Here is a 24,525-nt window from a genome sequence, read left to right on the forward strand (position 1 = left end):
CGGGTTTGCTCCGCACGCCGCCAATAAGGGAACCAACCGCAATCCTACTGGTTCGGAAGCCAACAGCGGAGTCTCGCCATGCCCAACGCAGCCGAAATCCTCGTCGACACCTTGATCGCCTGGAACGTCGAGGTCGTCTTCGGGCTCCCCGGTGACGGCATCAACGGCGTCATGGAGGCGCTGCGCAAAAACCAGGACAAAATTTCTTTCGTTCAAGTGCGACACGAGGAATCGGCCGCATTCATGGCCTGCGCCTACGCGAAGTGGACAGGCAGGCTCGGCGTGTGCCTCGCAACGTCCGGACCCGGCGGCACCCACCTTCTGACCGGCCTTTATGATGCGAAGCTCGACCAGGCCCCGGTGTTGGCGATCACCGGCATGCAGTTCCACGACCTTATCGAGACATTCACGCAGCAGGACGTCGATCTGACCCGCGTCTTCAACGATGTGAGCGTCTACAACGTCCAGGTTTCGGATGCCGCGCATATGGAGAACGTGGCGAGCCTCGCTTGCCGGACGGCGCTCGCACGCAAGGGCGTCGCTCATCTTTCGATCGCCAGCGATATCCAGGAACAGCCCGCCGATGCGGCCAAGCGGTCCAAGCGCAACCGGCCGGCGCACACGCCGCAGGACATGTTCGCCCCCCACTGCCTCGCTCAGGATGCGGAGTTGGACAAGGCCGCGGCCATCCTCAACGGCGCGCGGCGCGTGGCAATTCTGGCGGGACGTGGGGCGATCGGCGCGGCTGCCGAACTCGAACAGACCGCGCGGCTCCTGCAGGCGCCGATCGCCAAGGCGCTGCTCGGCAAGGCGGTGCTGCCGGACGATCATCCCTACACAACCGGCGGCATCGGCATTCTGGGCACCTTGCCCTCGCAGCAGGCGATGGAAACCTGCGATGCCGTCCTTATTGTCGGCTCGACCTTCCCTTACATCGAATATTATCCGCAGCCGGGCAAAGCTCGTGGCGTCCAGATCGACTGTGACGCTCAGCGCATCGGGTTGCGTTTCCCGGTCGAGGCCGGCCTCGTCGGTGACGCGGGCGAGACCTTGCGTGCCCTCAACAAGCGGCTCAAGCAGAAGGCCGACGGCGAATTCCTGGCGACGGCGCAAGGCGCGATGCAAAAATGGCGTGAGATGATGCGTCAGTCCGAAGACGGCTCGGCCCATCCGCTCAAGCCGCAACGTGTCGCGCGCGCTTTCGGCGAACGCCTCGCCGAAAACACGGTGTTGGCGACCGATTCCGGCCAGAACACGGAACTGGCCGCGCGCCATGTCGATCTTGGCGCCGGACAGGCCTTCGGCGTTTCGGGCGCGCTTGCCTCCATGTCCTGCGGTTTGAGCTATGCCATCGCCGCCGGCATTGCCTTTCCGGGCCGACCGGTCGCGGCAATCGTCGGCGATGGCGGTCTCGCCATGCAGCTCGGCGAGTTTTCCACGGCGGTGCGCTACGGCATTCCGCTGAAGCTTCTGGTCATCAAGAACAACATGCTGAACCAGATCGCCTGGGAGCAGATGATGTTCCTCGGCAACCCGCAATTCGGCTGCGAATTGCAGCCGATCGATTTCGCCAAGGCTGCGGAGGCGATGGGCGGAAAAGGCTTCAGCATCGAGCGGGCGGACGATGTCGAGCGCGTGCTGGACCAGGCCTTCGCCGCCAGCGGGCCGGTGATCATCGAGGCGCTGGTCGACGCCTACGAGCCGATGATGCCGCCGAAAATGCCGCCCGACTACGCCAAGAACTTCCGCAAGGCACTGCCTCAGACTCCGGGCCGTGACCTGATCGAGGAAAACGTCGCCCGCCAGCCGGCCAGGGCGATGATGGAGGCAGGCGAATAGGAGGAAATTCCTATGCTCGATCTTTCGCGAGAGCGCCGCCGGATGGTCGATGTTCATCTCGCCCGTCGCGGCATCCGTGACCGGGAAATCCTGGCGGCGATGCGGGAGGTTCCGCGCGAAGCTTTCGTCGATCCCGGCTACGAAGAATTCGCCTATGAAGACGGACCGTTGCCGATCGCGGAGGGGCAGACCATATCGCAGCCCTACATCGTCGCCTTCATGCTGGAAATGGCGGAGATCGGCCCGGGCGACCAGGTGCTCGAAGTCGGCACGGGATCCGGCTACGCAGCCGCGGTCATGAGCCGCGTCGTCGACCACGTCTACACGATCGAACGCCATGCGGCGCTGGCCGAAACAGCGCGGCGGCGCTTTCAGAACCTCGGCTACGGCAACATCGAAGTGCGGACCGGCGACGGCACAAGGGGTTGGCCCGAAGCGGCGCCCTTCGATGCCATCGTGGTCGCGGCGAGCGGACCGGGCGCGCCGCTGGCCTTGCAGCAGCAGCTCGACGTCGGCGGCAAGCTGGTTATCCCGGTTGGCGACGATCCCGACGAGCAGCGGCTGCTCAAGGTAACCCGCACCGGCGCATCGACTTACAGCGAGGAGGATTTCGGCGGGGTTCGCTTTGTCCCGTTGATCGGCGAACAGGGCTGGCGGGAGGAAAGCCGCCCGGGAATTGCCCGCACGTTACCGCTTGCCCGCCCGCGCAGCCTGCCGGAGATGATCGCCGCGGCGGCCGAGCCACTTTTGGATTTCGATGATCCCGGCTTTGCCGAGGCGTTCGACCGGTTCGCGGACCGGCGGGTCGTGCTGCTCGGCGAGGCCAGCCATGGCACGTCCGAATTCTACCGGGCGCGCGCGGCTATCACCAAAAGATTGATCGAGAGGCACGGCTTCACCATCGTCGCGGTCGAGGCCGATTGGCCCGATGCCGCCGCGATCGACCGCTATGTCCGCGGCCGCGGCGCCTCGCCCGGCGCCGCCCGGCCGTTCCGGCGCTTTCCAACCTGGATGTGGCGCAACACCGATGTCGCGGCATTCGTGGAATGGCTTCGCGAGCACAATGACAAGGTCAAGGCGCTCCAGCCGCAAGCAGGCTTCCATGGCCTCGATATCTACAACATGCGCGGCTCGATTGCCGCCGTCCTGGAATATCTCGACCGCGTCGACCCGGAAGCGGCAAGGGTTGCGCGGGAACGCTATGGCTGCCTGACACCGTGGCAGACCGAACCGTCGACCTACGGCCGCGCCGCGCTGACCAGGGGCTATCGCGAATGCGAGGAAGCGGTCCTCGAGCAGTGCCGCGATATGCTGACGAGGCAGCTCGATCATGCGAGCCAGGACGGTGAGGAACTTTTCGACGCCGCGCAGAATGCCCGGCTTATCGCCTCCGCCGAGCGTTATTACCGCACCATGTACTATGGCGGACCGCAATCCTGGAATTTGCGTGACACACATATGTTCGAAACGCTGGAACGCATCCTCGACGCGCGGGGACCGAACGCCAAAGCCGTGGTGTGGGCGCACAATTCCCATATCGGCGATGCGCGTTACACCGAAATGGGAATCTCTCGCGAGGAAGTGAATATCGGCCAGCTCTGCCGGCAGCGCTTTGGCGATGGCGCGGCACTCATCGGTTTCGGCACGCATGCAGGCACTGTGGCCGCGGCAACCGACTGGGACGGCGAGATGGAAATCAAGTCGGTGCGGCCGTCGCGCGAGGACAGCTACGAACGGCTCTGCCATGACGCTGGCATCGACCGGTTCCTGCTTGACCTCGGGCGCGACCTGAACCTGCGCGACCGTCTGACCGAGCGCCGTCTGGAGCGCTTCATCGGCGTGATCTACCGGCCGGAAACCGAACTGCACAGCCACTATGCCGACGCTTCGCTGGCCCGGCAGTTCGACGCCTTCGTCTGGTTCGACGAAACCAGCGCCGTCACGCCGCTCGGACCCGAGCACGCGGCTCAAGGCGTGCCCGAAACCTATCCATTCGGCGTTTGACGCAGGAACATTCGGCGCCGTCTCCGGTTTGGAAAGATACAGCGAGGAACGGCCATGAGCGGAAACCTGCACCCGAAATCGAAGAAACCAAGCGACGCGGATATGGCGAACGACCCCGGCATCGGCACCTCCAAGGGCACGATCAAGGAGGGCGACGAGTTGGAGCGCGGTGAGAACACCGTCGAGGGAGATGTCGAGAACGACACCACCCCCGCGGGCGGAATCAACCCGCGCCAGAAAGTCCGCACCAACAAATAGTTCCAGTTGCTGTCACGTTAGACGCAACGTTGCGTCGCATGTTATCCAAGAGCAAAGTAACAAAAATAAATTATCGTGGCGCACATAGCTCAACGGGAACATAGGCAGCGATTTCTTGTTTGACTCGTATCGCAATCAGGCGATCGACTAGGAGACCTCCCATGATTAAACTTCTCTCGGCTTCGGCCGTCGCAATCATCCTCGCCACATCCGCAATGGCACAATCCAGCGGGTCTGGCACCAATGGCAGCGGGACCGGCGCTGCCACAGGCACCAACGGCACAGGGGCCACGACCGGAACAAGCGGCATGAACAATAACGGCAATGGCAACACACTCGATCCGAACGCCACCAACAGCACGAACACGGCCAACCCTAACGGCGGCACAGACCGGTGCAAGGATGCGGCCGGCAACGACATCGACAACAACACCGCGAGCGGCAACACCACATCCAACATGCAGAATTGCAACAAGTAGACACGTCAGCCTGCCTTGCCGTGCACATGAAGAAGGCCCGTCTTTCAGAGACGGGCCTTCTTTCTTGGCGCCTTGGCAGTCGAACCGATCCGCATCACATGCCGCGCTCCGGAACATAAAGGCAGAAGGAGTGCTGGGCCCTGTTATCGCCGCCAGGCTTGCACTCGTGAAAATATTCGTCGCGCGATCGCTTGATGCGGTGATCACTGTAGGGGATCAGTTCGCCGGTCGAGAGCTGGTAGCCGTATTTCGTCTCTTTCACATCCGAAGGTGGCGCCTGATAGCAATCCACCCCAGCACAGCAGGAAGGATCATATTGCCAGCCTGCCGGCGCCTGGTGCGCCGATGCCGGGACGCAGAGAGAACCAGCCAGAACGCTTGCAGGCAAAATTAGCCACATTAGCCACACCTGCGAGCGGTGCTGATCGGACGGACGGCACGTCACCGCACCCAGCCGTTTCTGAACGTGTCTGATTGAGGCTTTTCTGTTCATGGTCGGTCCGCCGTGTTGCGGCGGCCCCGGATCCCGGGGCCTCACAGACCGCCGCCGGGATACAGGGATCCCCGGCGGCGGCCGCTACCGAACTTGGAAGTCAAAGCTATGTTCCACGGGGCGGCGTCGTTCATTCCTTTGTATAGGCGCCGGGCTGACGACCGCCCCTGGGCGCCTTGGCGTCCTTGGAATGCTCTGCGACTGCCGGGCCGGCGCCCGAGCTCTTCTCCGTCGCCGGGCTTGGTGTCGGCTGTCGCGACGGATTGCGGCCCTCTGATTGACGGGTCTTGTCCTCGACCTCGCCCTGTTTGCGGCTGAGGCCGGGATCGACATGGGGCCTTTCGTTGCCGGCGGCATCTTGGGAAAATTCGTCGCTCGGGTCCGGATCATTATTGGCAGGATATTTCCTGGCGCCGGTCTCGCGACGGTTCTGACTGTCCTTCATGACTTATCTCCGGTTGGTTGAAGGATAACACCGGCGGAAGGGCGGCGTTCCCAATTGCAGAGCCGCCCAACCAGGCCCCGATGGAACAAACCTCCTGAAAGCTGATTGGGCACAAGCAGTTCAGCCACGAGAGGAGCAAGGTATGGACAGGGAAGAACGGATTCGCCGACGCGCCCACGAGATCTGGGAACGCGAAGGCCGCCCCGAGGGACGCCAGCAGGAACATTGGGATCGGGCAGTGCAGGAGATCGAGTCGGAAGGTTCGGAAGCCGAACGCGGCCCAGTGGCGCCCGATCCCGCGGTTGGCGTCGGCTCGGATCCGGCGGCTAACAGGCCGGGCGGCTAAGGCGTCTCGGCCGATGCGTCCTATCATTATCCTGGTCGGCATTCTGGTGATCGTAACAATCGCCGTCTGGGTCTGGGCGAACCAGAACAGCGGGCGTCCGGCCGGCGGTGCCCAGCAGCCCTCGCCGCACGCTATCGACCAGAACGGCTGAGAGGACTGCCCACCTCGCCATTTGACAGCGCCGTCTGCCCTCTGCCGCCTTGCCTGCGCGGCGCCAGACGATCATTCCCGGTGTTCTCCGCGGCCCGGCGGCGCAGGACACCGTCGCCGGCGACCTGCGTGCGCTTGGTGCCGGGCTTTCTTCAGTGCGCGAGGCGGCTTCTGAGCCAAGCGAAGAACCGGTTGCCGTTTATCAGCCTGCGGACCCGCGCCGCAGCCCAGCTGGCCTGCATCGTCGCCCCGGTATGGCAGCTGCAGACGATGTCATGCAATTGCCAATCGGAGAGTTCGAAAAAGCGCCTCGCCTCACCGTAGGTGTCCGATTGCAATCCGGCCGCGCGCAGCAGCGGATCATCGAACGCAACCGCGAGCGCGGATCCGTCCGACCGCACCCGTTCCCGAACTTCAGGATCGACATATTCGGTCCCCGTCAGGGCCGAGAGGCACCGCAGAGGATTTCGCTCGAGCAATTCCGCCCAGCGCTCTATCCGCTGCCTTTTTGTTGCGAGAGGGATTGGTCCAAGCCGGTCGATGACCGCAACCGATTGAAGTTCATGCGGTGTCTGGTGCTTCATTGCTGTCTCCTGTGGTTGTGGCGGCGACATCTTCACAGCGGCGCGGCAGGTCCGGCCGGAGCCTGAAGCCAGCGCCTGCGAGGGACAGACGCGGACCGATCAGGTGTTGCCCACCGATCTCAACAGACGCCCGTAAGGCATCTGCAGCAAACCCCGAACTGCGAGCAATCTTCTATGTTCCAGAGCAGCTTGTGCGACAATGAGATGGCGAGATCGGGCGGGTTGCAGGGTTCAGCTAGCTCGTAGGCCACCAGCCTGCCTCATCGCCCGATCAGCGTCAGCCCGAACAGGATGACGAGCCAAAGCCCGGCGGCCGCGACGGCGAGCCGCGGCAAAGTGCCGGTCAGATGCATGAACAGCATGGCGATCAGGACCGCCTTTGCGGCGGCGATCGCCAGGTTGAGCGCGACGTTGAAGCCGCCGAGATCGACGAAGGACGAGCCCACCGTCAGCGCCAGCAGCGCGAGCAGCCCAAGATAGCCGAAAGTGAGTTTGCGCAGTTCGCTCATCGGTTGATCAGGTAAAGAACCGGGAACATGAACACCCAGATGATGTCGACGAAGTGCCAGTAGAGTCCGACAGCCACGACCCGGCGCAAGCGGTTGGCGGGGCTGGCGGTCCGCCAGAGCGCGATCATTCCGGCGATGACGACGATGCCGCCGATCAGGTGCAGCGCATGCAAGGAGGTCATCGTGAAATAGAGGCCGAAGAAGAATTGGGCGTGCACGGGATCCGGTCCTGCATAGCGGAACGGCAGGCCGAGAAGCGGCGCCAGGCCTTCGCTGATCTCCTTGCCGTATTCGATCCCCTTCACAACGAGGAAGCACCCGCCCAGCGCCGCGGTCGCGACCAGCGCCCAAATCGTCGCGCGCCAACGTCTATGGAGTGCGAGCCTGTGCGTCAGCGCCATTGTGAAGCTGCTGGTGATCAAGACCGCGGTGTTGAAGGTGCCCAGCGGTAACGAAAGATGTTTCGAGGCCGCGGCAAAGGCGGGGCCGAAATCGATATGGGCTACGAGAAAGACCAGGAAAATCGCGCCGAACAGCATCGCCTCGGAGCCGATGAACACCCACATCGCGAAATTGTCCGCGCGCCGTTCGCGCTGGGGGCGTGTCGAAAGCGACGCTCTCGGTGCCGCTCATTGCGCCGTCTCCTCCCGGTGCGGGCTGAAGCGTTCGTGCTCGAGCCCCTTCATGTCGTAGGCATAGGCCGGCCTGGTCACGACCGGCATGGTCTCGAAATTATGCGGCGGCGGCGGAGAGCTCGTCTGCCATTCGAGCCCGGTGGCGTTCCACGGATTGTCTGGCGCGGGGGCGCCGCGAAGCAGCGACCAGCCGAGATAGAACAAGGGCATCAGGTAGCCGATCGCCAGCACCACCGCGCCTGCCGAGGACAATACGTTCCAGAACTGGAACTCCGGCGGATAGGTGTGATAGCGCCGCGGCATGCCGTTGAAGCCCAGCACATATTGCGGGAAGAAGGTCAGGTTGAAGCCGACGAAAGTGACGGTCGCCGCAATTCGCCCTGACGTTTCTGAATACATGCGGCCGGTCAACTTCGGCCACCAGAAATGCAGGCCCGCCATATAGGCCGTCACCATGCCGCCGACCATGATGTAGTGGAAATGCGCGATGACGAAATACGTATCGTGGACATGGACATCGACGGCCAGCGCCGCAAGGAAGAGCCCGGCCAAACCGCCGAAGGTGAACAGCCCCAGGAAGAACAGCGCATAGAGCATCGGCGTCTCGAAGCTGATCTCGCCCTTGCGCAGCGTCAGGGTCCAGTTGAAGACCTTGATCGCCGAGGGGATAGCGACGCAAAAGGACAGGAACGAGAACACCACACCGGCATAGGCCGACTGCCCGCTGACGAACATGTGGTGGCCCCAGACCAGGAAGCCGAAGACGGCGATCGCCATCGACGACATCGCCACCGCCTTGTAGCCGAACAGCGGCCGGCGGCTGAAACAGGGCAGCACCTCCGACACGACGCCCATGCCGGGCAGGATCATGATGTAGACGGCCGGGTGCGAGTAGAACCAGAAGAGATGCTGGAAGAGCAGCGGATCGCCGCCGAGATCGGGATTGAAGATGCCGATGCCGAACACGCGCTCCAGCACGATCAGGATCAGCGAGGCGGCCAGCACCGGGGTTGCCAGCACCATCACCAGGCTGGTGGCGTAGAGCGTCCAGACGAAGATCGGCAGACGGAACCAGGTGAGCCCCGGCGCGCGCAGCGTGTGCACCGTGACGATGAAGTTGATGCCGGTCATGATCGTCGAAAAGCCGACGACAAAGACGCCGAACGCCGCGGTCGAGACGAAGCCGTTGGCATAGAGCGTCGACAGCGGCGTGTAGAAGGTCCAGCCGGTATCGACGCCGCCGGCCACCACCGCAAACAGCGCGAACAGGCTGCCGAAAATGAAGACATACCAGCTGGCGAGGTTCAGCCGCGGGAAAGCGAGGTCGCGCGCGCCGATCATCAGCGGCAAAAGGAAATTGCCGAGCGTCGCCGGGATCGACGGCACCAGGAAGAACCAGACCATGATGATGCCGTGCAGCGAAAACAGCCGGTTGTAGGTGTCATCGGAGACGAGATCGCCGGCCGGTGTCGCCAGCTCGATCCGCATTAGCACCGCCATGGCGCCGCCGAGGAAGAAGAAGGCCGTCAGCGAGACCAGATAGAGCCATGCGACCCGCTTGTGGTCGGTGGTCAACAGCCATGCGCGAGGCCCGCTCCCCTCCCCCAGATAAGTGCCAGGCATCGCCGCGCTGGTCATGGCTTAGCTCCAGCCGCTGGTTGTGGCGAAAGCGACTTCAGATAGGCCAGCAGCATCTGCAGCTCGCCTTCATCGATCAGGCCGTCGAAGCTCGGCATGACCGGCTCGTAGCCGGCGGCGATCTCCTTCTTTGGGTTGAGGATGGAGTCGCGCAGGTAGCGCTCGTCCGCGATCACCGTCTGCTGATTGTCGAGCGCCACCGGCCGGCCGAAGATCCCCGCTAGCGACGGCGCCCTCACCTTGCTGCTCGCGCCATGACAGCCGGAGCAGCCGAGCGCGCGAAACAGTTTCTCGCCGCTCGCTGCAACCGTCTCGCCTTCGCTCTGGCTGTTCAGCCACGCGGCATATTGCTCGGGCGCCATCGCGGTCACCCAGCCGCCCATTTCGGAATGCTGAGTGCCGCAATATTGGGCACAGAAGAGGTGATAGCGGCCGGGCTCGGTGGCGACGAACCAGATATGCGTCGTGCGTCCGGGAACCGCGTCCTGTTTGATGCGGAAGGCCGGCACGTAGAAGGAGTGGATGACGTCCTGCGAGGCGAGCGAAACCACGACCGCCCGGCCGACGGGAACGTGCAATTCGTTGATCTCGCGCTGGCCGCCGGGTTGCCTGAACTCCCACATCCACTGTTTGCCGAGCCCCGTGATCCCGAGTGCGTCCGCCGGCGGATGGTCGCGGCGAACGAAAAGCGTCGCCCCCCAACCGAAGAAGATGAAGGCGATGACCAGGCTGGCGACGGTCCAGCCCGTTTCCAGCCATATGTTGCGGGAACGCTGGCCGGTGCGATCCGCCTTCGAGCCGACGCGGTATTTCACCGCGTAGCCGACGACGAGACCGGTAAGCGCCAATCCGAGAAGGACTGAGAAGGCGAGCAGCGTATAGAACAGTGCGTCGACCTGGCCGGCTTCCGAGGAGGCTTCCTGCGGGAAGAAGGGGATGCCGAAGCTCATGCCTTCCTCCGCGTTTGCCAGAGCAAGATCGCGGCGAGACCGAGCACAGTGGCCAGGCTCGCCACTTTGAGCACCGCCCAGATGGCGGGCGTGTACTGGCCCTTGGAACTGTCGAAGCCAGCGCAGAACAGGAAGACATGATCCGCAATCGACCCGAGCTTGTTGGCCGACGCTTCGACCAGCGCAAGCTGGAGATCGCGCGGCGTGAAGGTCAGCGCCGGCAGCACCTGCGAAATTCGGCCGGACGGCGTCAGCGCGATGACCGCGATCGGATGGACGAACTGATCGATGCCCTTGCGCCGGTCGAAAGTGATGCCGGCCTCATTGGCCAGCGCCGTGCCGGCGCCGTCGTGGCTGGTCAGGAAACGCCAAGCCGATAGGCCGGCCGGACCAGCGGCGGAAGCGACTTCGTCTCGCGCCTCGGCGGCATCGGCGGGGGTCTCATCGGGGTCGATCGAGATGAACAGCGCGCGGTAGTCCGCTGGGCGCAGCGATGTCTTCTTCAGGTCGGACGCAACAGCCTGCTGGGTGACGCCGCAAAGGTTCGGGCATTTGTCGTAGCCGAAGATGACGAGCGCCGGATGGCCGCCGAGCGTCTCGCCCAGTGTCAGCTTCCGGCCGCTTGCATCGACCAGTTCGCGCTCGAGGCTAAGCTGCGCGCCGGGCTTCGGATCGAATGTCGGTCGCTCGGCGGCAAACGCCGTGCCGGCAATGAACAGACAAAGCGCAGCCAACAGGCTTCTCATCGCCCTATCCCGTCCTGCTGCTTGCAATTCCGGGCCTGCGGCGCGCGGGGAACAGCCGCCGTGAGCAGAGCACAATCGTCAGGTCCTGTGGGTGCGGCTCCCGGCCGCGACCAATCCGGCAGGCCGTTGCTGACCACCGCCCACATGGCGTCGTCGATCGGAATGCGCGCGATGCCGGCGTTGCGATCGACCCAGCCAAGCATCTTGAGTTGGCGATCCTCCTCGGCGCGAAAAGCGGCCAGATCCTGTTGCGGCGCGGTCTGCAGATCCGGGTTTTCGGGATTGGTGTTGGCCGGAAGCGGCAACCAGGTCGGCACGGTGTTGAAGATGAGCTTCACGCCGATCGCGGCCAAGGCGATGAACAGCAGGAGCCCGCCGCCGAAAGCGAGCAGCACACGCGGCTCGACATCGCGCGTCTCCGGATGGCGGTGCGCCTTAGCCATGAGCCGCCTCGCGCTTCCACCAGGTGATCCGATCCGGCCGCCGAAGAAAGAAGAAGAACAGCGCGAGCCACAGCCCGCCCACTCCGATCCAGGCGGCCGCATCACGCCATAGCGCCAGCGGCCCGCCGGCGAAGAGCGGCGGTCGCACGCGCCAAAAGACGTCGGCGAAATGGCCGGCCAAGGTGATGCCAGCGAGCCAGACAAGGCCGGCGTGGCTGCATTTCAGGTCTCGGTTGAGCAGGCCGGCAAAGGCGGCCACCTGCAATGCAATCAGCATGTAGAGCAGATATTGCCACCCATTATCGCCACGGATGAGGTACCAATCGATTTCATCGGGCAGATCGCCGCCCCAGACCACCAGCCATTGCATGAAGGCGAGATAGATCCAGGCGAGCACGAAGCCGAACTGCATGTTGGCAAGGTCCTCGCTCAACGAGGTTTCCTCGTCTCCACCCCGCAAGACCTCGATCGCACGTCTTGCCGCCAGCACCAATATCGCCAGGGCGAATGCCCCGACCACCTCGGCCGACGCTTCGCAAAGCGCATAGATGGTCGAGGTGAATTCCGGCTCGAGCGACAGCATCCAGTCGATGGAGAAAACGCTGACGGCGCATGCGTGGAGGATCAAGCCGAGAGCGAATTTTTTGTCTTTGCGGTCGTGCGGGCAGGCCTCATCGCTTGTTGCGCCGAGCATCATCCAAGCGAGAGCGAGCCAGACCGCGGCACAGCAAGCAAAGCGCAGCAGAAAGAATGGCGCGTTGAGATAGGCAAGCTTCTCGCGAACCTTCTCCGGCAGCGTCGCGGACTCAGCGCCTGCCCAAGGGAAGACCAGATCAAGCCTCATCAGCACAGGCACGAGCAAGACCAGCGCAAACGGCAGCATCGCAGTCATGGTCCGCAAAGGCCGGCGGACTGCATCGCCCCAGCGCCCGCCGGTCAGCCCGTGCACCATCAGTATCGTCATCGCGCCCAGCGGCAAGCTGAGCGCCAAGATGACCGCGGCGAGCCAGGCACCAAGCATCGCCTTGGCATCGAGCCATACCCCGAGCACGCACAGGACAAGTCCCGCGATACCGGCGGCCAGAAAGCCTTGCTCGACGCGGGTCATCGCGCAGCCTCCGCCTCGAGCCGCGCGCGCAGGCTTTGCGGGAGCTCGGCGACCGGCGCGTCACGCGAATATTGCAGCGCGCGGATATAGGCCACGATCGCCCATCGGTCCCGTGGCGGCACCCGCGCGGCGTAGGAATACATGGCGCCGTAGCCGTTGGTGATGACGTCGTAGAAATGCCGGTCCGAAGCCTTGCGCAGCGCATCCTGATGGTAGCTCGGCGGCGCCGGGAAGCCGCGCTGGACGATCATGCCGCGGCCATCGCCGGTACGGCCGTGACAGGGCGAGCAGAAGATGTCGAAACGCTGCTGGCCGCGCTGCAGCAACTCGATCGTGATCGGATAAGGGATCTGCTCCGGCGTCGGCGAGAGATCGGCGTCGCGCGTGACAGTACCCGGCACCGGCATGCGTGCCGACATGCCGTCGGCGAACTGGTTGCTGGCTTCCAGCGGATCGTAGCGCGGCTGGTCCTCCATATCCTGGCGGCAACCGGCGACCAGCAGTGCGCCGAGCACGAACGTGACGCGCAGGCGGGTCACGCGTCGACCTCCTCGACGATCTCGGCGCCGAGCCGCGTCAGTTGCCCCTTGGTCACGCCCCTGCGGTACTTCGGATCGCCCGCCTCGATCAGAAGATAAAATCTCCCGCCGCGCGCATAGGTGAAACTCTCGGCGTTGAAGACCGGATGGTGATAACGGGGCAATCCGTTGGCCGCGAGCACGCCCAGGAAGCCGGCCAGGGCAGCGCCCAGAATGCCGGCTTCGAAAGCGATGACGACGAAAGGCGGCCAGGAATGCAGCGGCCGTCCACCGACATTGATGGGGTAGTCGATTTCGACCGAATACCAGATCAGCGTGTAGACAAGCGCGGCCCCGGCGATGCCGCCGGCGAGCACGGCCCAGGGAAGGCGCGTGGGCGGGATTTCCAGTATCTCGTCCAGTTCCTTCATCGGGAACGGCGAGAAGGCATCCATGCGCCGGTAGCCGCGCTTGCGCATGCCGCGCGCTGCTTCGATAAGCGCTTCGGAATCGGCAAACACCGCCAGGAGGCCATAGCGGCTCATCGGACCTTGCCCTCCTCCTCGGCCAGTTCCTCGACCTCGAAGATGGTGATCGCCGGCAGGATGCGGATGAACAGGAAGACGAGCGCAAAGAAAGTGCCGATCGACCCGAACAGGATGCCGAAATCGAGCCAGGTCAAGGATTGTTCGCCCCAGGAGGTCGGGAGATAGTCGCGGCTCGGTCCGGTGACCACGATGATGTAGCGCTCGACCCACATGCCGATATTGATGGCAATGGCGATCGCAAACAGCAGCGGCATGTTGCGCCGGATTCGCCTGAACCACAGCAATTGCAGGACGCCGCAGTTCAGGCTTAGCATTATCCAGAACAACGGTGCATAGGGACCCAGCGCGCGCTGAGCCATCATGGTGCGTTCATAGGGTTCGCCGGAATACCAGGCGAAGAACGCCTCCGAGGCATAGCCGTAAGCGACGACCATGCCGGCGGCGATCATCAGCTTGGCCGCATTATCCATGTGTCTCACCGTGATCAGGTCCTTGACCGAGAAGGCCCAGCGCAACGGGATGGCGATGGTGAGCACCATGGCGAAGCCGGAGAGCAGCGCGCCGGCGACGAAATAGGGCGGGAAGATCGTCGAGTGGTAGCCGGGCGTGATCGCGAAGGTGAAGTCGAGCGAAACGATCGAATGCACCGAGACGACCAGCGGCGTAGCCAGGGCCGCAAGCAGGAAATAGACTATCCTGTGGCGTGACCAATGATAGGCCGAGCCGCGCCAGCCGAGCGCCAATATGCCGTAGAACAGCTGCGCCGGCCTCGATCCTGCGCGGTCGCGCAGCACCGCCAGATCCGGCAGAAGGCCTATATACCAGAACAGCAGCGAGACGGTCGCGTAGGTGGCGATCGCCGCAAAATCCCAGACAAGAGGGCTGCGCCATTGCGGCCAGTGCATATGGACATTGGGCAGCGGCAGCAGCCAGTAGAAGAACCACGGACGCCCAAGGTGCAGGATGGGGAACAGTCCTGCCATGGCGACGGCAAACAGCGTCATGGCTTCGGCAAAGCGGTTGATCGAGGCACGCCATGGCTGACGCAGCAGCAAGAGCACCGCCGAGATCAGCGTGCCGGCATGGCCGATGCCGATCCACCAGACGAAATTGGAGATCATCGTGCCCCAGACGACGGGCATGTTGATGCCGAGGCCGCCGACGCCGACCGCGATCAGATAAGCGATCGAATAGAGGAGCAGCAGGACGAGCAGGAAGCAAAGGAAGAACGCGGTCCAGAAATGGCGCGGCAGCCGGCCGCTGAGCACGATCGAGCCGATGCGCCCGCTGATCTCGGGAAAATCGTGGCGGCCGCGCAGGACGGCCGGGCTGTCGGCGCTCGCTTCAGCCATCGGTGGACTCGCCCGGCTTGGCAAGCCTGCCGTTCGGATTGGAGATCTTGCCGAGATAGGTGGTGCGTGGCCGTGTGTTCAGCTCCTCCAGCAACGCGTAATTCTGCGGCGCGCTTTTCTCGCGAACGACCTTTGCCTCTTTCCTGTTGCGATCGCCGAAGGTGATGGCTTGCGTCGGGCAGGCCTGCTGGCAGGCGGTGACCACCTCGCCATCGGCAATGTCGCGATTTTCGATCTGCGCCTGGATGCGCTTGGCGCTGATGCGCTGGACGCAATAGGTGCATTTCTCCATGACCCCGCGCGAGCGCACGCTGACATTCGGGTTGTGCACGCCCTGTTCCGGCCCGGCTTCATCCTTGTCGAAGGATAGATGGTCGAGGAAATTGAAGCGCCGCACCTTGTAGGGACAATTCTGCGAGCAATAACGCGTGCCGATGCAGCGGTTATAGACCTGCGCGTTCAGCCCATCATGGGTATGCACCGTGGCGTTTACGGGACAGACCACCTCGCAGGGCGCCTTCTCGCAATGCATGCAGGGCACAGGCTGGAAGAAGGTGTCGGGCGCGTCGAGCGGTCCGGCATAGTAGCGGTCCACCCGCAGCCAGTGCATCTCATGCCCGCGCTCGCATTCGTCCGGCCCGACCGGCGCGATGTTGTTCTCGGCCTGGCAGGCCGAGACGCAGGCCATGCAGCCGATGCAGGCCGAGAGGTCGATCGCCATCGCCCAGGCTTCCTGGTCGTAGGGCCAATCGGGGTAGAGTGATTCCTTTGGTGACGGCGGCGCATCCTTGCGGACGAAATGCGGATCCTGCCGGAAGGCTTCGAGCGACGCATGGCGAATTATGGCGCGTCCCTCCATCGCCTGATGGTGCTGTGTGGTGATGACCCGCACGCTGTTCTCGCGTGGCGTAAGGGCCGCACCGGTCGCGAACCATTCCGAACCGCGGCGCACGTGAAAGGCGTCGTAGCCTTCAGCCAGCGCGGCAACGGAACCGGCCTTGCGTCGGAAGCCGAAGGAAAGCGTCACTGTCCCGTCCGGATGACCCGGCACGATCCAGGCCGGCGCATCGATATCCGCCCCGTTGGATGCGACGTTGATGACCTTGCCATTGGCGATCTTCAGCCGCTCCGCCATGGCGGGCGAGATGAGCGCCGCATTACCCCAGACGATCTTGGTCAGCGGCCGCGGCAGCTCCTGCAGCCACGACGCATTGGCAAAGCGCCCATCGCGCAGCCACGGATCGGCGACGAAGCGTATCTCGAAGCCGTCGGCGGCTTTGGCGGCAGGCGCCAGGCCGCCCAGATCAGGCGGCACGGTGACGGACACGGGCTTGGCAGCGCTGTTCGCGAGAACACCGTCGCGCAAGGCCCTCTTCCAGGCATCGTCATCAAGTGATGCCCAATGCTGCCTGACGAGCGAAAGCGGATCGGTCCCGAACTGGCCGCCAAGCACGGCGAGCAGTTCATGCCTCGTCTTGCCGTCGTAAAGCGGCCTGATCAGCGGCTGCACCAGCGAGGCAGTTCCGTCATAAGCGCGGATGTCGCTCCAGCTCTCGAGCTCATGCGCCGTTGGCACATGCCACTGCGCCAGGAACGCCGTCTCGTCGCGATAGAGCCCGTGATGGACAAGCAGCTTCAGGCTGGAGAATGCCTTATGCGCATCGAGCTCCGCTGGAGCCGTATGCAGCGGGTTTGCGCCCAGCGTCACGACCGTGTCGATCGCGCCATCGCCGATTGCCTCACACAGCGCTCCGAGATCGCCGTCGACCGGCAGCGCGTCCGGCGGCTCGATCAGCTCCACCGTGTTGCCAAGCGCGCCAAGCCTCGCATTGGCGGCCAGCGCTGCGGCTTGAACGAAGGCGCTCTGATGCGCCCCCGCAATGACCAGCGCGGTTCGGCCTGCCGCTTTCAGATCGTCGACCAGCGCCGTCATCCAGGCCTGGTCGATCGGCGAGCCGGAACCTTCGGTTTGGCCGGTCAACGCCGCGTTCAATCCGGCGGCCACGGCTTCCCCCTCGCTCGGCTTGATCGCAAGTCGATGATCGGCTGCGGCACCGGTGATTGTCGGCGTCGACTCCACCGCATAAAGCCGGCTCATCCGGTCGGACGGATCGCGTACACGTCGCCGCGCGGCAAAGTCGCGCGCATAAGCGAGCCGCCCGGGACCTTCGCTGAGGAAATCGGCATCGAGGCTGATGATCGTTTCGGCACGGTCGAAGCGATAGATCGGCACCAGCGGCGATCCGAACAGCGCGCGCGATGCTGCCTCCGCGGCCGGCGTCGCCAATGGGTCGTGGCGATAGATTTTCAGGTTCGGATAGCGTGCCCGCAGCGCATCGATCTGCGCTGCAGCGGTCGGCGATGTCGTAGCTTCAACCAGCAATGCCCCGCCTTGCCCTTGCGATGCCGCCCATCGCGAGACGAGCGCCGCCATGTCCTTGAGGAAATCGCCATACGATGCCGGCTGACCACGCTTGAGCGGCGTGCGCGAGCGGTCGGGATCGAACAGCGTCAGCACCGCTGCCTGCATCACCGCGTCGGTCGCGCCGCGCGATGCCGGATGGTCGGGATTGCCCTCGATCTTGGTCGGTCGCCCCTCATGGCTTTCGACAATGGCTCCGATACCGAAGCCGTCGCTCGGCAGCGTCGTCGCGTAGTAGACGGGCTTGCCGGGGACCAGGATTTCCGGCTGGCGCACATAGGGCACGATGCTTTCCGCCCTGCTGCAGGCGGCCAACCCGGCAAGCGACAGCGAGGCGCCCATCAGCTTCAGCAGCGTCCGCCGGTTCGGCCTTGCCGGCAGACGCTCTGCGATTGCCGGGAACTCGGCCTCGACGAAGCGGCGGAATTCGGCAGTGCCGGCGATCTCGTCCAGGCTGCGCCATATTTCGCCGCGATGCGCCAGCCGTTTGGGCAGAGCCGCGATGTCGATGGCGGAGCCGGGCCTGTCGTCAGCGATGACAGACATAGCAATCCGTCATCGTCTCGGGGTGGATGTCGAGTATGCCGACCAGCTGTCGCCTGATCTCATCGATATCCGCAGGCGGTTGCCAGGGCATCAGGAACACGTCCTGCGGCGGACGCAGATTGGGTTCCGGATTGCGATGGCAGCCGAGACACCATTCCATGCTCAGCGTATGCGCCCGTCTCGTCAGCGGCATCTCGTCGATCTCGCCATGACAGGTCTCGCAGGCGACGCCCTTGTTGACGTGGATTGCGTGATTGAAGAACACGAAATCGGGCACGCTGTTGACGCGCTGCCATTCGATCGGCTTGCCGCTGGCCAGGCTCGCGCGCACCGGGGCCAGCATGTCGGCGTTGGTGAAAAGTTGCGAATGGCAGGTCATGCAGATTTCGGTGGCCGGCAGACCCGCCGAAGAGGAGGTCTCGACGCCATTGTGGCAATAACGGCAGTCGATGCCGAGCTGGCCGACATGGTGCTTGTGGCTGAACGGCACCGGCTGCGCCAATGGCTCACCTACTCCCGTTACCAGGTCCGAGCGGGGCAGGATTGTCCCGATCGCGGCGGCGATCAGCAGAACTGCACAACTTCCCCAGATGACAAAGCGCGCAACGCCATTGGCGTTTTTCGAGAAGATCTGCGGCATCCCCTCGCCGATTCTGCTGAAGGCAAACCCAGAGTTGACGACACCTAACGGTGCTTTCGCCACCCCTAACGGTGCTTTCGCCGCCAAGGTTCCGAGCCCGTGTCGGAATCACAGAATGGTGACCGCGGCCAGGAACGGGTCGCGGATTTAATCGGTGATAGGTGGTTGAGTTAGGCTCGAGTCTTCAGCGCTTCAGGTCGCCGTTGCGACGCCGTCCCGTCGGCTGTGATGGACGACCCCTCCGCTCCGCCGGCCGCCGGCTTCGGCGCCTGGCGAGGAAATACATCCAGATCAGAATGAGGATCAGGGGAATGCCGGCGATGGGCAGCATCCACATGCCAAGGTGAAACATAAACGACACTCTGTCCTGCTGCGGTCAGGTTGACCGTTACTCAAACCGGTGTGGGAAAAAACAGTTCCAAGGACGCCGCGTCCTTCGCCCGCCGTTTCGGCGACGGCACACGGCTGGATACACGGATGAGCGACGGCCGCTTCCCGGCCCTGCAAAAGCCTCTTCTCGAGCGCGTTGCCGGTCGAAGGGAGTAGCAGGGCTGTCAGACGAGCAGCTGCTCGACCCTTATCGGCAGGTCGCGGATGCGCTTGCCGGTCGCGTGGTAGACCGCGCTGGCGACGGCTGCGGCCGTACCGACATTGCCCAACTCGCCCAAGCCTTTCACGCCGGCCGGGTTGACCGCATGGTCGACCTCCGGAACCAGGATCACCTGCAGGTCCTTGATGTCGGCATTGACCGGCACGAGGTAGTCCTGCAGATCGCGGTTCACGTAGCGGGCGTAGCGCCTGTCCACCTCGGTCGCCTCGTGCAGCGCCTGGCCGATGCCCCAGATCATCCCGCCCATCAGCTGGCTGCGCGCGGTGCGCGTGTTCATGATACGGCCGGCCGCAAACGCGCCGACGATGCGCGGCACGCGGATTTCCCTGGTGTAGCGGTTGATGCGCACTTCGACGAACTCGGCGCCGAAGGCATATTTGACCGAATCCTCGTCCTGCTCGCCGCCGTGGAATTCCGGCGTGCCGGCATAGAGCTTCTTCAGCGCCTCCGGCGTCGCGCCCTTGGGCGCGAACTCGGCATATTCCTCGATCGCGCCGACCTGCATGGCTTTCAGGACGTCCTCGACCTTGGCCGACGCGCCGCTCTTGGCCACGATCTTTCCGTCCGCAAGCTCGAACTCCTCATTGTGGGAGCCGGCCAGCGGACCGCCCTCAGCAGTCGCGGCGGCATACAGCTTGGTCCGGATGGCGTCGCAGGCCTTGAGCACCGCCGAACACACGCTGGCCGTGGAGATCGAGCCGCCTGAGACGGGCGCAGGAGGTAGGCTGCTGTCGCCCATTTCGACGCTGATCTTGTCGATAGCGACGCCGAGCCGCTCGGATGCCATCTGGCCGGCCACGGTGCGAATACCCGTGCCGATCTCGTGCGAACCGCATTGCAGGCGCACATCGCCATCGACCGTCAGGCGCACGCGCGCCGCGCATGGCGCGACGGCGGTTGGATAGATCGCCGTGGCGCAGCCCATGCCGACCAGCCAGTCGCCGTCGCGCATCGCGCCGACCTTCGGATCGCGCTTGGTCCATCCGAAGGCCGCCGCTGCCTGGTCGTAGCACTGGATCAGCGAGCGGCTGGAGAACGGTTTCTTGCCGATCGGCTCTGTCTTCGGTTCGTTGATCCGGCGGAACTCGACAGGATCCATGCCGAGCGCCACCGCCATCTCGTCCATGGCGTTTTCGAGCGCATAGACATAAGGCGTCTCGGGCGGCGAACGCATGTAGCCCGGCGTGTTGCGGTCCGCCTGCACCAGCGAGACATGGGTCAGCACCGAACCGTAGCCGTACATGCGTCCGGTCGCTGACGTGCCGCCGACGACATAGAGATCGGGGCGAGAGGTCACCTCCCAGCCTTCATGCGCGAAAGCGGTGATGCGGCCGTCCTTGCCGGCGCCGATCCTGATGCGGTGCCGCGTTTCAGCCCGATAGGTCTGGGTGCCGAAAGCCTGCATGCGGCTCGTCACGCAACGCACCGGACGCCCGAGCCGCTTGGCAGCGACGGCCACGATCGCGGTGCGCGGCGTCATCGGCCCTTTCGAGCCGAATGCGCCACCGATGAAGGGACTTACGATGCGCACATTCGCCGGATCCATCTTCAACTGCCTGGCAAGCTCGACTTTCCAGCCGGTGACGTTCTGCGAGGGCTCATGCACGACGAGCTGGTCGCCCTGCCAGTACGCGGTCGTCGAGAACAGCTCGATCGGATTGTGGTGCTGGGTTGGTGTGGAATAACGCTGGTCGATCTTGACCGCCGCCGTGGCAAAGGCGGCGTCGAAGTCGCCGGCCTTCACGTCCTCCTTGAACATCGGGCTTTTGCCGGCCGCCGCAACGGTCTTCGTGCCCGGACTGTCGAAGCTCGCGGTCGGCTTGTCCTCCTCATATTCGGCCCGGATCAGCCGAGCCGCCTCTTCGGCCGCCTCGAAAGTCTCGGCAACGGCGAGCGCAATGATCTGGCCGTCATGGAAGATCGTCCGGTCATGCAGTGGTCCGATCGATGTGGCGCTGGAATTGCCGAATTTCGGCTTGTCGACCTTGTCCATGTCGCCATAGGTGACGATATCGAGCAGGCCCGGCACCGCGCGGGCATCGTCGAGACGAAGCTTCGCCACCTTGCCTCTGGCTATGCTGCTGGTGGCCAGCGCCCCATAGGCAAGGTTGGCGGTCGGCAGGTCGGCGGGGTAGTGCGCCTGCCCGGTGACTTTCAGCCGCGCATCGACGCGCGGCAGCGGTTCGCCCTGGTTTTCCTTGGGTCTTGGAGCGGCAACATCCATGATCACACCTTCATGTCGCGGGTTTCGAGCAGCGCGCGCACCAATGTTCGCTTGCCGAGCTCGATCTTGAATGCGTTGTGCTGGTGCGGCTGGGCCTCGGCGAAGGCGGCATCCGCCGCCGCTCCCGCCGACGCCTCGTCGAGCTTCTTGCCTTGCAGGACTTCCTCGGCTGCGCCGGCGCGCCAAGGCACGGTCGCCACGCCGCCGAGCGCAATCCGTGCATCGCGCACGGTCTGGCCGTCGAGGTCGAGCGCGACGGCCGCCGAAGCCAGCGCAAAGGCATAGGATTCGCGGTCACGGATCTTCAGGTAGAGCGAGCGCCGCGCCCATGGCAGAGCCGGTACCTCGATGGCGGTGATGATCTCATCGGCGGCGAGATCCGTCTCGATATGCGGCGTATCGCCTGGCTGCCGATGCAGCTTGGCAAACGGTATCTGGCGCGCGCCATCGGAGCCCTGGGCGTGAATGACGGCGTCGAGCGCGATCAACGCCTGGGCGAAGTCGCCGTGATAGGTGGCGATACACGCGTTGCTGCCCCCCAGCACCGCATGCTGCCGGTTGAACCCATCCATCGCGGCACAGCCCGACCCCGGCACACGTTTGTTGCAAGCCCAGGATGTCTCGCGGAAATACTCGCAGCGCGTGCGTTGCAGGACATTGCCGGCGAGGCTTGCCACGTTGCGGATCTGGCCGCTTGCCGCCAAACGCAAACTGTCGGCAATGACCGGATAGCGCTTCTTGACCTCGCGGTGATCCGCTGCCTCGCCCATCCGCACCAGGGCACCGAACCGGATGCCGTCGCCCGTTACCCGGATCTGCCTGAGCTTTTGCTCCTCGAGCCGGTTAAGGTCGAGCAGACGGTTCGGCTCGGCGCCCCCTAATTTCATGTAATCGGCGAGATTGGTGCCGCCGGCGATGAACTGCGCATTGGCCCGCGTCGGCTGATCGTCACGGGTCGTGAAGTTGGACGCCAGCGCGACCGCTGCGGAAATGTCGGTCGGCTGTTCATAGATGAAAGGTCGCATCTCATGCCCCTCTCGTCTCGCCGCGCGCCTGCAGAACGGCAGCGACAATATTGGGATAGGCGGCGCAGCGGCAGATGTTGCCGCTCATATATTCGCGGATGTCATTCTCGGATTCGGCGTGACCTTCATTGACGCAGCCGATGGCCGACATGATCTGGCCCGGCGTGCAGTAGCCGCACTGGAAGGCATCGTGATCGATGAAGGCCTGCTGCATAGGATGCAGCCCGCCGTCAGCCGAGGCGAGGCCTTCGATCGTCGTCACATCCTTGCCGTCGTTCATCACGGCGAAGCTCAGACAAGAGAGCACGCGCTTGCCGTCGACCAGCACCGTGCAGGCGCCGCACTGGCCGTGATCACAGCCCTTCTTGGTGCCGGTGAGTCCGACATGGTCGCGCAGGGCATCGAGCAGGCTGGTTCTGGTATCAAGCGAAAGCTCATAGGCCTGCTTGTTGATCCTGAGCGACGTTACGACCGGCTGCCTCAGTTTCGCCTGGGTTGCGATCGGCGCTTCGGCCCGCGCGGTCGAGGCCAGCAACGGCGCGGTCGCAGCCGCCGAGACCGTGCCCGCCATGAACTTTCTTCGGCTGAGACCATTGGTGGACAGGGCTGAAGGCTGGGACATGGCTCGCTCCTGGCTGGCTGGTGTTGGGCGCTAACCTTGCAACGGCGCCATTGTTCCGATGGATAAGCGCAGAACCGCGACGGTTCACCGAACTGTGAAGCGTCCAGCTCGAACCGGAGTGCCGCGAGGCTTCGCCCCCCGGGCTGGAACATGCGGGCCTGGCCGGACGTTCTGCCCCAGTCCATCTCTCCGTCAGCAGGGCATCATGAAATCGAAACTCGTCGCCGAGACCTCCGGACAAAGAATATTCGTAGTCGTGCTCGATCCGGGCGAGGAAGCCTTCGCGTCCCTTACCGCTTTCGCCGGTCGGAACGGACTTACCGGCGCCTCGCTGACGGCCATCGGCGCGTTCGAGAGAGCGACGGTCGGCTGGTTCGATTTCGACTCGAAATCGTACCGGAAAATTCCCGTGGACGAGCAGTGTGAGGTGCTGAGCGCCATCGGCGACGTCGCCGTGGACGACAGCGGCAGACCAAGCCTGCATCTCCATGCCGTGCTCGGACTGAGCGACGGATCGACCCGAGGTGGACATCTGCTCGAAGGCATCGTCCAGCCGACGCTCGAAATCACCGTGACGGAAGCGCCCGTCCATTTGCGGCGCACGAAACGGCCCGAACTCGGTATCGCCCTGATCGATCTCGACGCCTAAGCCGTCCGTCAATTCCAGGCGGAAAGAACGGTCTCCATCTCGACCGTCTCCACCTGCTGGGCAAAGCGTTGGTGATAGACGGTCATCAGCGCATCATGCGTGGCATCGGAAGAGCTGCAAAGCGCGTCGGTGACGAGCACGACGCGGTAGCCGATGTCGATCGCTCCCAGGACGGTGGCAAGCACGCACACATCGGTCTCTCCGCCGGTGACGATCACCGTGTCGATCTGGCGAGCGGCAAGCACAGTCTGCAACCTGCCTTCCGGCCAGGGCGAATAGACATGCTTGTCGATCACCTCGGCCGGCGGACAAAATGGCGACAGCTGCGGCAACAACTCGATCATACCTGGACCGACATTCTCGATCGTCATCGATGCCCAGCGCTCGTAGTAGCGCTTCCAGGTGCCAGCACCCTGCCCCGGCCTCGACGCCGGTATGAAGCGCGTGAAAATCGTTTGCCCGGCCTTTCTCTCCACGAGATTCACAATTCTCGGAAGGACTCTCGTAATCCAGGGCGTCGCCCATTCCGATGGCTCGGCAAACAGCCTCTGCATGTCGACACACAGGTGGACGCAGCGGTCGCCGAGAGGACCGTAGGTCAAGCCAGGAACTGACATCGCAACACCGCGAAGGCTGGGCTCCCGACCCGGTGGGCCGGGGCAGATCGGAAAGGTTTGGAACGGGCAACGTGGTATTTAAGGCGCAAGCTTGGATCCTCGGACTGCGGACCAACGCGTTGCTT

General features: G+C 64.0%; 26 protein-coding genes. 7 read left to right on the top strand and 19 right to left on the bottom strand.

Translation table 11 applies throughout. From position 1 onward, the window contains the following. Positions 1 to 78 precede the first annotated feature (78 nt). The 4 genes from ACVMIM_RS27150 to ACVMIM_RS27165 all read left to right on the top strand — a co-directional run bounded on the left by ACVMIM_RS27150 (position 79) and on the right by ACVMIM_RS27165 (position 4,580). The gene (locus tag ACVMIM_RS27150; RefSeq protein ID WP_476115642.1) at positions 79 to 1,839 is read left to right on the top strand and encodes a thiamine pyrophosphate-dependent enzyme; all 1,761 of its coding nucleotides are present in this window, start codon (positions 79 to 81) and stop codon (positions 1,837 to 1,839) included. Positions 1,840 to 1,851: 12 nt separating this feature from the next. After that, the gene (locus tag ACVMIM_RS27155; RefSeq protein WP_476115644.1) at positions 1,852 to 3,843 is read left to right on the top strand and encodes a protein-L-isoaspartate(D-aspartate) O-methyltransferase; all 1,992 of its coding nucleotides are present in this window, start codon (positions 1,852 to 1,854) and stop codon (positions 3,841 to 3,843) included. A 54-nt stretch (positions 3,844 to 3,897) separates the two neighbouring features. Beyond that, positions 3,898 to 4,101: a hypothetical protein gene (locus ACVMIM_RS27160; protein WP_476115646.1), complete on the top strand. Its 204-nt coding sequence runs from the start codon at positions 3,898 to 3,900 to the stop codon at positions 4,099 to 4,101. A gap of 161 nt (positions 4,102 to 4,262) precedes the next feature. Next, positions 4,263 to 4,580 carry a hypothetical protein gene (locus ACVMIM_RS27165; protein ID WP_476115647.1) on the top strand — a complete coding sequence of 106 codons (318 nt, stop codon included), beginning with the start codon at positions 4,263 to 4,265 and terminating at the stop codon, positions 4,578 to 4,580. Positions 4,581 to 4,674: 94 nt separating this feature from the next. On the opposite strand, the gene ACVMIM_RS27170 is transcribed toward ACVMIM_RS27165, so the two are convergent. Next, positions 4,675 to 5,073 (bottom strand): hypothetical protein, encoded by a 399-nt coding sequence (locus ACVMIM_RS27170; RefSeq protein ID WP_476115649.1) that lies wholly within the window; start codon positions 5,071 to 5,073, stop codon positions 4,675 to 4,677. Between the two features lie 130 nt (positions 5,074 to 5,203). Then, positions 5,204 to 5,518, bottom strand: a complete 315-nt coding sequence (locus ACVMIM_RS27175) for a hypothetical protein (RefSeq protein ID WP_476115651.1) — start codon at positions 5,516 to 5,518, stop codon at positions 5,204 to 5,206. Between the two features lie 142 nt (positions 5,519 to 5,660). On the opposite strand from ACVMIM_RS27175, the gene ACVMIM_RS27180 reads away from it, so the two are divergent. Together ACVMIM_RS27180 and ACVMIM_RS27185 are read left to right on the top strand one after the other, a co-directional pair. Continuing rightward, positions 5,661 to 5,864: a DUF2934 domain-containing protein gene (locus ACVMIM_RS27180; protein ID WP_278048337.1), complete on the top strand. Its 204-nt coding sequence runs from the start codon at positions 5,661 to 5,663 to the stop codon at positions 5,862 to 5,864. 13 nt (positions 5,865 to 5,877) lie between these two features. Continuing rightward, positions 5,878 to 6,015 (top strand): hypothetical protein, encoded by a 138-nt coding sequence (locus ACVMIM_RS27185; protein WP_476115653.1) that lies wholly within the window; start codon positions 5,878 to 5,880, stop codon positions 6,013 to 6,015. 151 nt (positions 6,016 to 6,166) lie between these two features. Here ACVMIM_RS27185 and ACVMIM_RS27190 read toward each other — a convergent pair whose 3' ends face one another. The 16 genes from ACVMIM_RS27190 to ACVMIM_RS27265 form a co-directional block, all read right to left on the bottom strand. Further along, on the bottom strand, positions 6,167 to 6,598 hold the full coding sequence (locus ACVMIM_RS27190; RefSeq protein WP_476115654.1) for a hypothetical protein: 432 nt from the start codon (positions 6,596 to 6,598) through the stop codon (positions 6,167 to 6,169). Between the two features lie 260 nt (positions 6,599 to 6,858). Then, positions 6,859 to 7,107: a cytochrome C oxidase subunit IV family protein gene (locus ACVMIM_RS27195; protein WP_476115656.1), complete on the bottom strand. Its 249-nt coding sequence runs from the start codon at positions 7,105 to 7,107 to the stop codon at positions 6,859 to 6,861. Further along, entirely contained in the window at positions 7,104 to 7,673 is a 570-nt protein-coding gene (locus ACVMIM_RS27200) for a cytochrome c oxidase subunit 3 (RefSeq protein WP_476115658.1), read from the bottom strand. Before ACVMIM_RS27200 ends, ACVMIM_RS27195 begins: the two co-directional genes overlap by 4 nt. 63 nt (positions 7,674 to 7,736) lie before the next feature. Continuing rightward, positions 7,737 to 9,380 carry a cytochrome c oxidase subunit I gene (ctaD, locus tag ACVMIM_RS27205; RefSeq protein ID WP_476115659.1) on the bottom strand — a complete coding sequence of 548 codons (1,644 nt, stop codon included), beginning with the start codon at positions 9,378 to 9,380 and terminating at the stop codon, positions 7,737 to 7,739. Next, complete coding sequence (gene coxB / locus ACVMIM_RS27210) at positions 9,377 to 10,330, bottom strand: cytochrome c oxidase subunit II (protein ID WP_476115660.1); 954 nt, start codon at positions 10,328 to 10,330, stop codon at positions 9,377 to 9,379. The genes ctaD and coxB overlap by 4 nt, the downstream gene beginning before the upstream one ends. Continuing rightward, the gene (locus ACVMIM_RS27215) at positions 10,327 to 11,064 is read right to left on the bottom strand and encodes an SCO family protein (RefSeq protein ID WP_476115662.1); all 738 of its coding nucleotides are present in this window, start codon (positions 11,062 to 11,064) and stop codon (positions 10,327 to 10,329) included. The genes coxB and ACVMIM_RS27215 overlap by 4 nt, the downstream gene beginning before the upstream one ends. A gap of 8 nt (positions 11,065 to 11,072) precedes the next feature. Continuing rightward, a complete protein-coding gene (locus tag ACVMIM_RS27220; protein WP_476115664.1) occupies positions 11,073 to 11,519 on the bottom strand; it encodes a hypothetical protein in 447 nt (148 codons plus the stop codon). Beyond that, positions 11,512 to 12,627, bottom strand: coding sequence for a hypothetical protein (locus tag ACVMIM_RS27225; protein ID WP_476115666.1), 1,116 nt, complete (start codon positions 12,625 to 12,627; stop codon positions 11,512 to 11,514). Before ACVMIM_RS27225 ends, ACVMIM_RS27220 begins: the two co-directional genes overlap by 8 nt. After that, the gene (locus ACVMIM_RS27230; RefSeq protein WP_476115667.1) at positions 12,624 to 13,166 is read right to left on the bottom strand and encodes a c-type cytochrome; all 543 of its coding nucleotides are present in this window, start codon (positions 13,164 to 13,166) and stop codon (positions 12,624 to 12,626) included. The genes ACVMIM_RS27225 and ACVMIM_RS27230 overlap by 4 nt, the downstream gene beginning before the upstream one ends. Further along, positions 13,163 to 13,690 carry a DUF3341 domain-containing protein gene (locus tag ACVMIM_RS27235; RefSeq protein WP_476115668.1) on the bottom strand — a complete coding sequence of 176 codons (528 nt, stop codon included), beginning with the start codon at positions 13,688 to 13,690 and terminating at the stop codon, positions 13,163 to 13,165. The genes ACVMIM_RS27230 and ACVMIM_RS27235 overlap by 4 nt, the downstream gene beginning before the upstream one ends. Beyond that, positions 13,687 to 15,045: an NrfD/PsrC family molybdoenzyme membrane anchor subunit gene (gene nrfD / locus ACVMIM_RS27240; protein WP_476115670.1), complete on the bottom strand. Its 1,359-nt coding sequence runs from the start codon at positions 15,043 to 15,045 to the stop codon at positions 13,687 to 13,689. The genes ACVMIM_RS27235 and nrfD overlap by 4 nt, the downstream gene beginning before the upstream one ends. Then, positions 15,038 to 18,013, bottom strand: a complete 2,976-nt coding sequence (locus ACVMIM_RS27245; RefSeq protein ID WP_476115671.1) for a TAT-variant-translocated molybdopterin oxidoreductase — start codon at positions 18,011 to 18,013, stop codon at positions 15,038 to 15,040. Before ACVMIM_RS27245 ends, nrfD begins: the two co-directional genes overlap by 8 nt. Next, positions 17,997 to 18,653 carry a cytochrome c3 family protein gene (locus ACVMIM_RS27250; RefSeq protein ID WP_476117381.1) on the bottom strand — a complete coding sequence of 219 codons (657 nt, stop codon included), beginning with the start codon at positions 18,651 to 18,653 and terminating at the stop codon, positions 17,997 to 17,999. Before ACVMIM_RS27250 ends, ACVMIM_RS27245 begins: the two co-directional genes overlap by 17 nt. A gap of 554 nt (positions 18,654 to 19,207) precedes the next feature. Beyond that, a complete protein-coding gene (locus ACVMIM_RS27255) occupies positions 19,208 to 21,487 on the bottom strand; it encodes a xanthine dehydrogenase family protein molybdopterin-binding subunit (RefSeq protein WP_476115673.1) in 2,280 nt (759 codons plus the stop codon). A 2-nt stretch (positions 21,488 to 21,489) separates the two neighbouring features. Further along, positions 21,490 to 22,512 carry an FAD binding domain-containing protein gene (locus ACVMIM_RS27260; RefSeq protein ID WP_476115675.1) on the bottom strand — a complete coding sequence of 341 codons (1,023 nt, stop codon included), beginning with the start codon at positions 22,510 to 22,512 and terminating at the stop codon, positions 21,490 to 21,492. A gap of 1 nt (position 22,513) precedes the next feature. Beyond that, entirely contained in the window at positions 22,514 to 23,134 is a 621-nt protein-coding gene (locus tag ACVMIM_RS27265; RefSeq protein ID WP_476115676.1) for a (2Fe-2S)-binding protein, read from the bottom strand. Positions 23,135 to 23,339: 205 nt separating this feature from the next. Here ACVMIM_RS27265 and ACVMIM_RS27270 point away from each other — a divergent pair, with 205 nt between their 5' ends. Next, complete coding sequence (locus ACVMIM_RS27270) at positions 23,340 to 23,783, top strand: PPC domain-containing DNA-binding protein (RefSeq protein ID WP_476115677.1); 444 nt, start codon at positions 23,340 to 23,342, stop codon at positions 23,781 to 23,783. A gap of 8 nt (positions 23,784 to 23,791) precedes the next feature. Here the strand turns inward: ACVMIM_RS27270 and ACVMIM_RS27275 are convergent, their stop codons facing one another. After that, positions 23,792 to 24,400, bottom strand: coding sequence for a cysteine hydrolase family protein (locus tag ACVMIM_RS27275; protein WP_476115679.1), 609 nt, complete (start codon positions 24,398 to 24,400; stop codon positions 23,792 to 23,794). Positions 24,401 to 24,525: the final 125 nt, after the last annotated feature.

Source organism: Mesorhizobium sp. USDA 4413, from assembly GCF_056280365.1.

Bases quoted from the DNA above. Each gene is read 5' to 3' on its own strand.
- ACVMIM_RS27170 (WP_476115649.1), bottom strand. From the start codon at position 5,073: ATGAACAGAAAAGCCTCAATCAGACACGTTCAGAAACGGCTGGGTGCG.
- coxB (WP_476115660.1), bottom strand. From the start codon at position 10,330: ATGAGCTTCGGCATCCCCTTCTTCCCGCAGGAAGCCTCCTCGGAAGCC.
- nrfD (WP_476115670.1), bottom strand. From the start codon at position 15,045: ATGGCTGAAGCGAGCGCCGACAGCCCGGCCGTCCTGCGCGGCCGCCAC.
- ACVMIM_RS27160 (WP_476115646.1), top strand. From the start codon at position 3,898: ATGAGCGGAAACCTGCACCCGAAATCGAAGAAACCAAGCGACGCGGAT.
- ACVMIM_RS27200 (WP_476115658.1), bottom strand. From the start codon at position 7,673: ATGTGGGTGTTCATCGGCTCCGAGGCGATGCTGTTCGGCGCGATTTTC.
- ACVMIM_RS27270 (WP_476115677.1), top strand. From the start codon at position 23,340: ATGAAATCGAAACTCGTCGCCGAGACCTCCGGACAAAGAATATTCGTA.
- ACVMIM_RS27265 (WP_476115676.1), bottom strand. From the start codon at position 23,134: ATGTCCCAGCCTTCAGCCCTGTCCACCAATGGTCTCAGCCGAAGAAAG.
- ACVMIM_RS27155 (WP_476115644.1), top strand. From the start codon at position 1,852: ATGCTCGATCTTTCGCGAGAGCGCCGCCGGATGGTCGATGTTCATCTC.
- ACVMIM_RS27260 (WP_476115675.1), bottom strand. From the start codon at position 22,512: ATGCGACCTTTCATCTATGAACAGCCGACCGACATTTCCGCAGCGGTC.
- ctaD (WP_476115659.1), bottom strand. From the start codon at position 9,380: ATGACCAGCGCGGCGATGCCTGGCACTTATCTGGGGGAGGGGAGCGGG.
- ACVMIM_RS27150 (WP_476115642.1), top strand. From the start codon at position 79: ATGCCCAACGCAGCCGAAATCCTCGTCGACACCTTGATCGCCTGGAAC.
- ACVMIM_RS27175 (WP_476115651.1), bottom strand. From the start codon at position 5,518: ATGAAGGACAGTCAGAACCGTCGCGAGACCGGCGCCAGGAAATATCCT.
- ACVMIM_RS27180 (WP_278048337.1), top strand. From the start codon at position 5,661: ATGGACAGGGAAGAACGGATTCGCCGACGCGCCCACGAGATCTGGGAA.
- ACVMIM_RS27220 (WP_476115664.1), bottom strand. From the start codon at position 11,519: ATGGCTAAGGCGCACCGCCATCCGGAGACGCGCGATGTCGAGCCGCGT.
- ACVMIM_RS27245 (WP_476115671.1), bottom strand. From the start codon at position 18,013: ATGTCTGTCATCGCTGACGACAGGCCCGGCTCCGCCATCGACATCGCG.
- ACVMIM_RS27255 (WP_476115673.1), bottom strand. From the start codon at position 21,487: ATGGATGTTGCCGCTCCAAGACCCAAGGAAAACCAGGGCGAACCGCTG.
- ACVMIM_RS27190 (WP_476115654.1), bottom strand. From the start codon at position 6,598: ATGAAGCACCAGACACCGCATGAACTTCAATCGGTTGCGGTCATCGAC.
- ACVMIM_RS27225 (WP_476115666.1), bottom strand. From the start codon at position 12,627: ATGACCCGCGTCGAGCAAGGCTTTCTGGCCGCCGGTATCGCGGGACTT.
- ACVMIM_RS27250 (WP_476117381.1), bottom strand. From the start codon at position 18,653: ATGCCGCAGATCTTCTCGAAAAACGCCAATGGCGTTGCGCGCTTTGTC.
- ACVMIM_RS27195 (WP_476115656.1), bottom strand. From the start codon at position 7,107: ATGAGCGAACTGCGCAAACTCACTTTCGGCTATCTTGGGCTGCTCGCG.
- ACVMIM_RS27235 (WP_476115668.1), bottom strand. From the start codon at position 13,690: ATGAGCCGCTATGGCCTCCTGGCGGTGTTTGCCGATTCCGAAGCGCTT.
- ACVMIM_RS27185 (WP_476115653.1), top strand. From the start codon at position 5,878: ATGCGTCCTATCATTATCCTGGTCGGCATTCTGGTGATCGTAACAATC.
- ACVMIM_RS27275 (WP_476115679.1), bottom strand. From the start codon at position 24,400: ATGTCAGTTCCTGGCTTGACCTACGGTCCTCTCGGCGACCGCTGCGTC.
- ACVMIM_RS27165 (WP_476115647.1), top strand. From the start codon at position 4,263: ATGATTAAACTTCTCTCGGCTTCGGCCGTCGCAATCATCCTCGCCACA.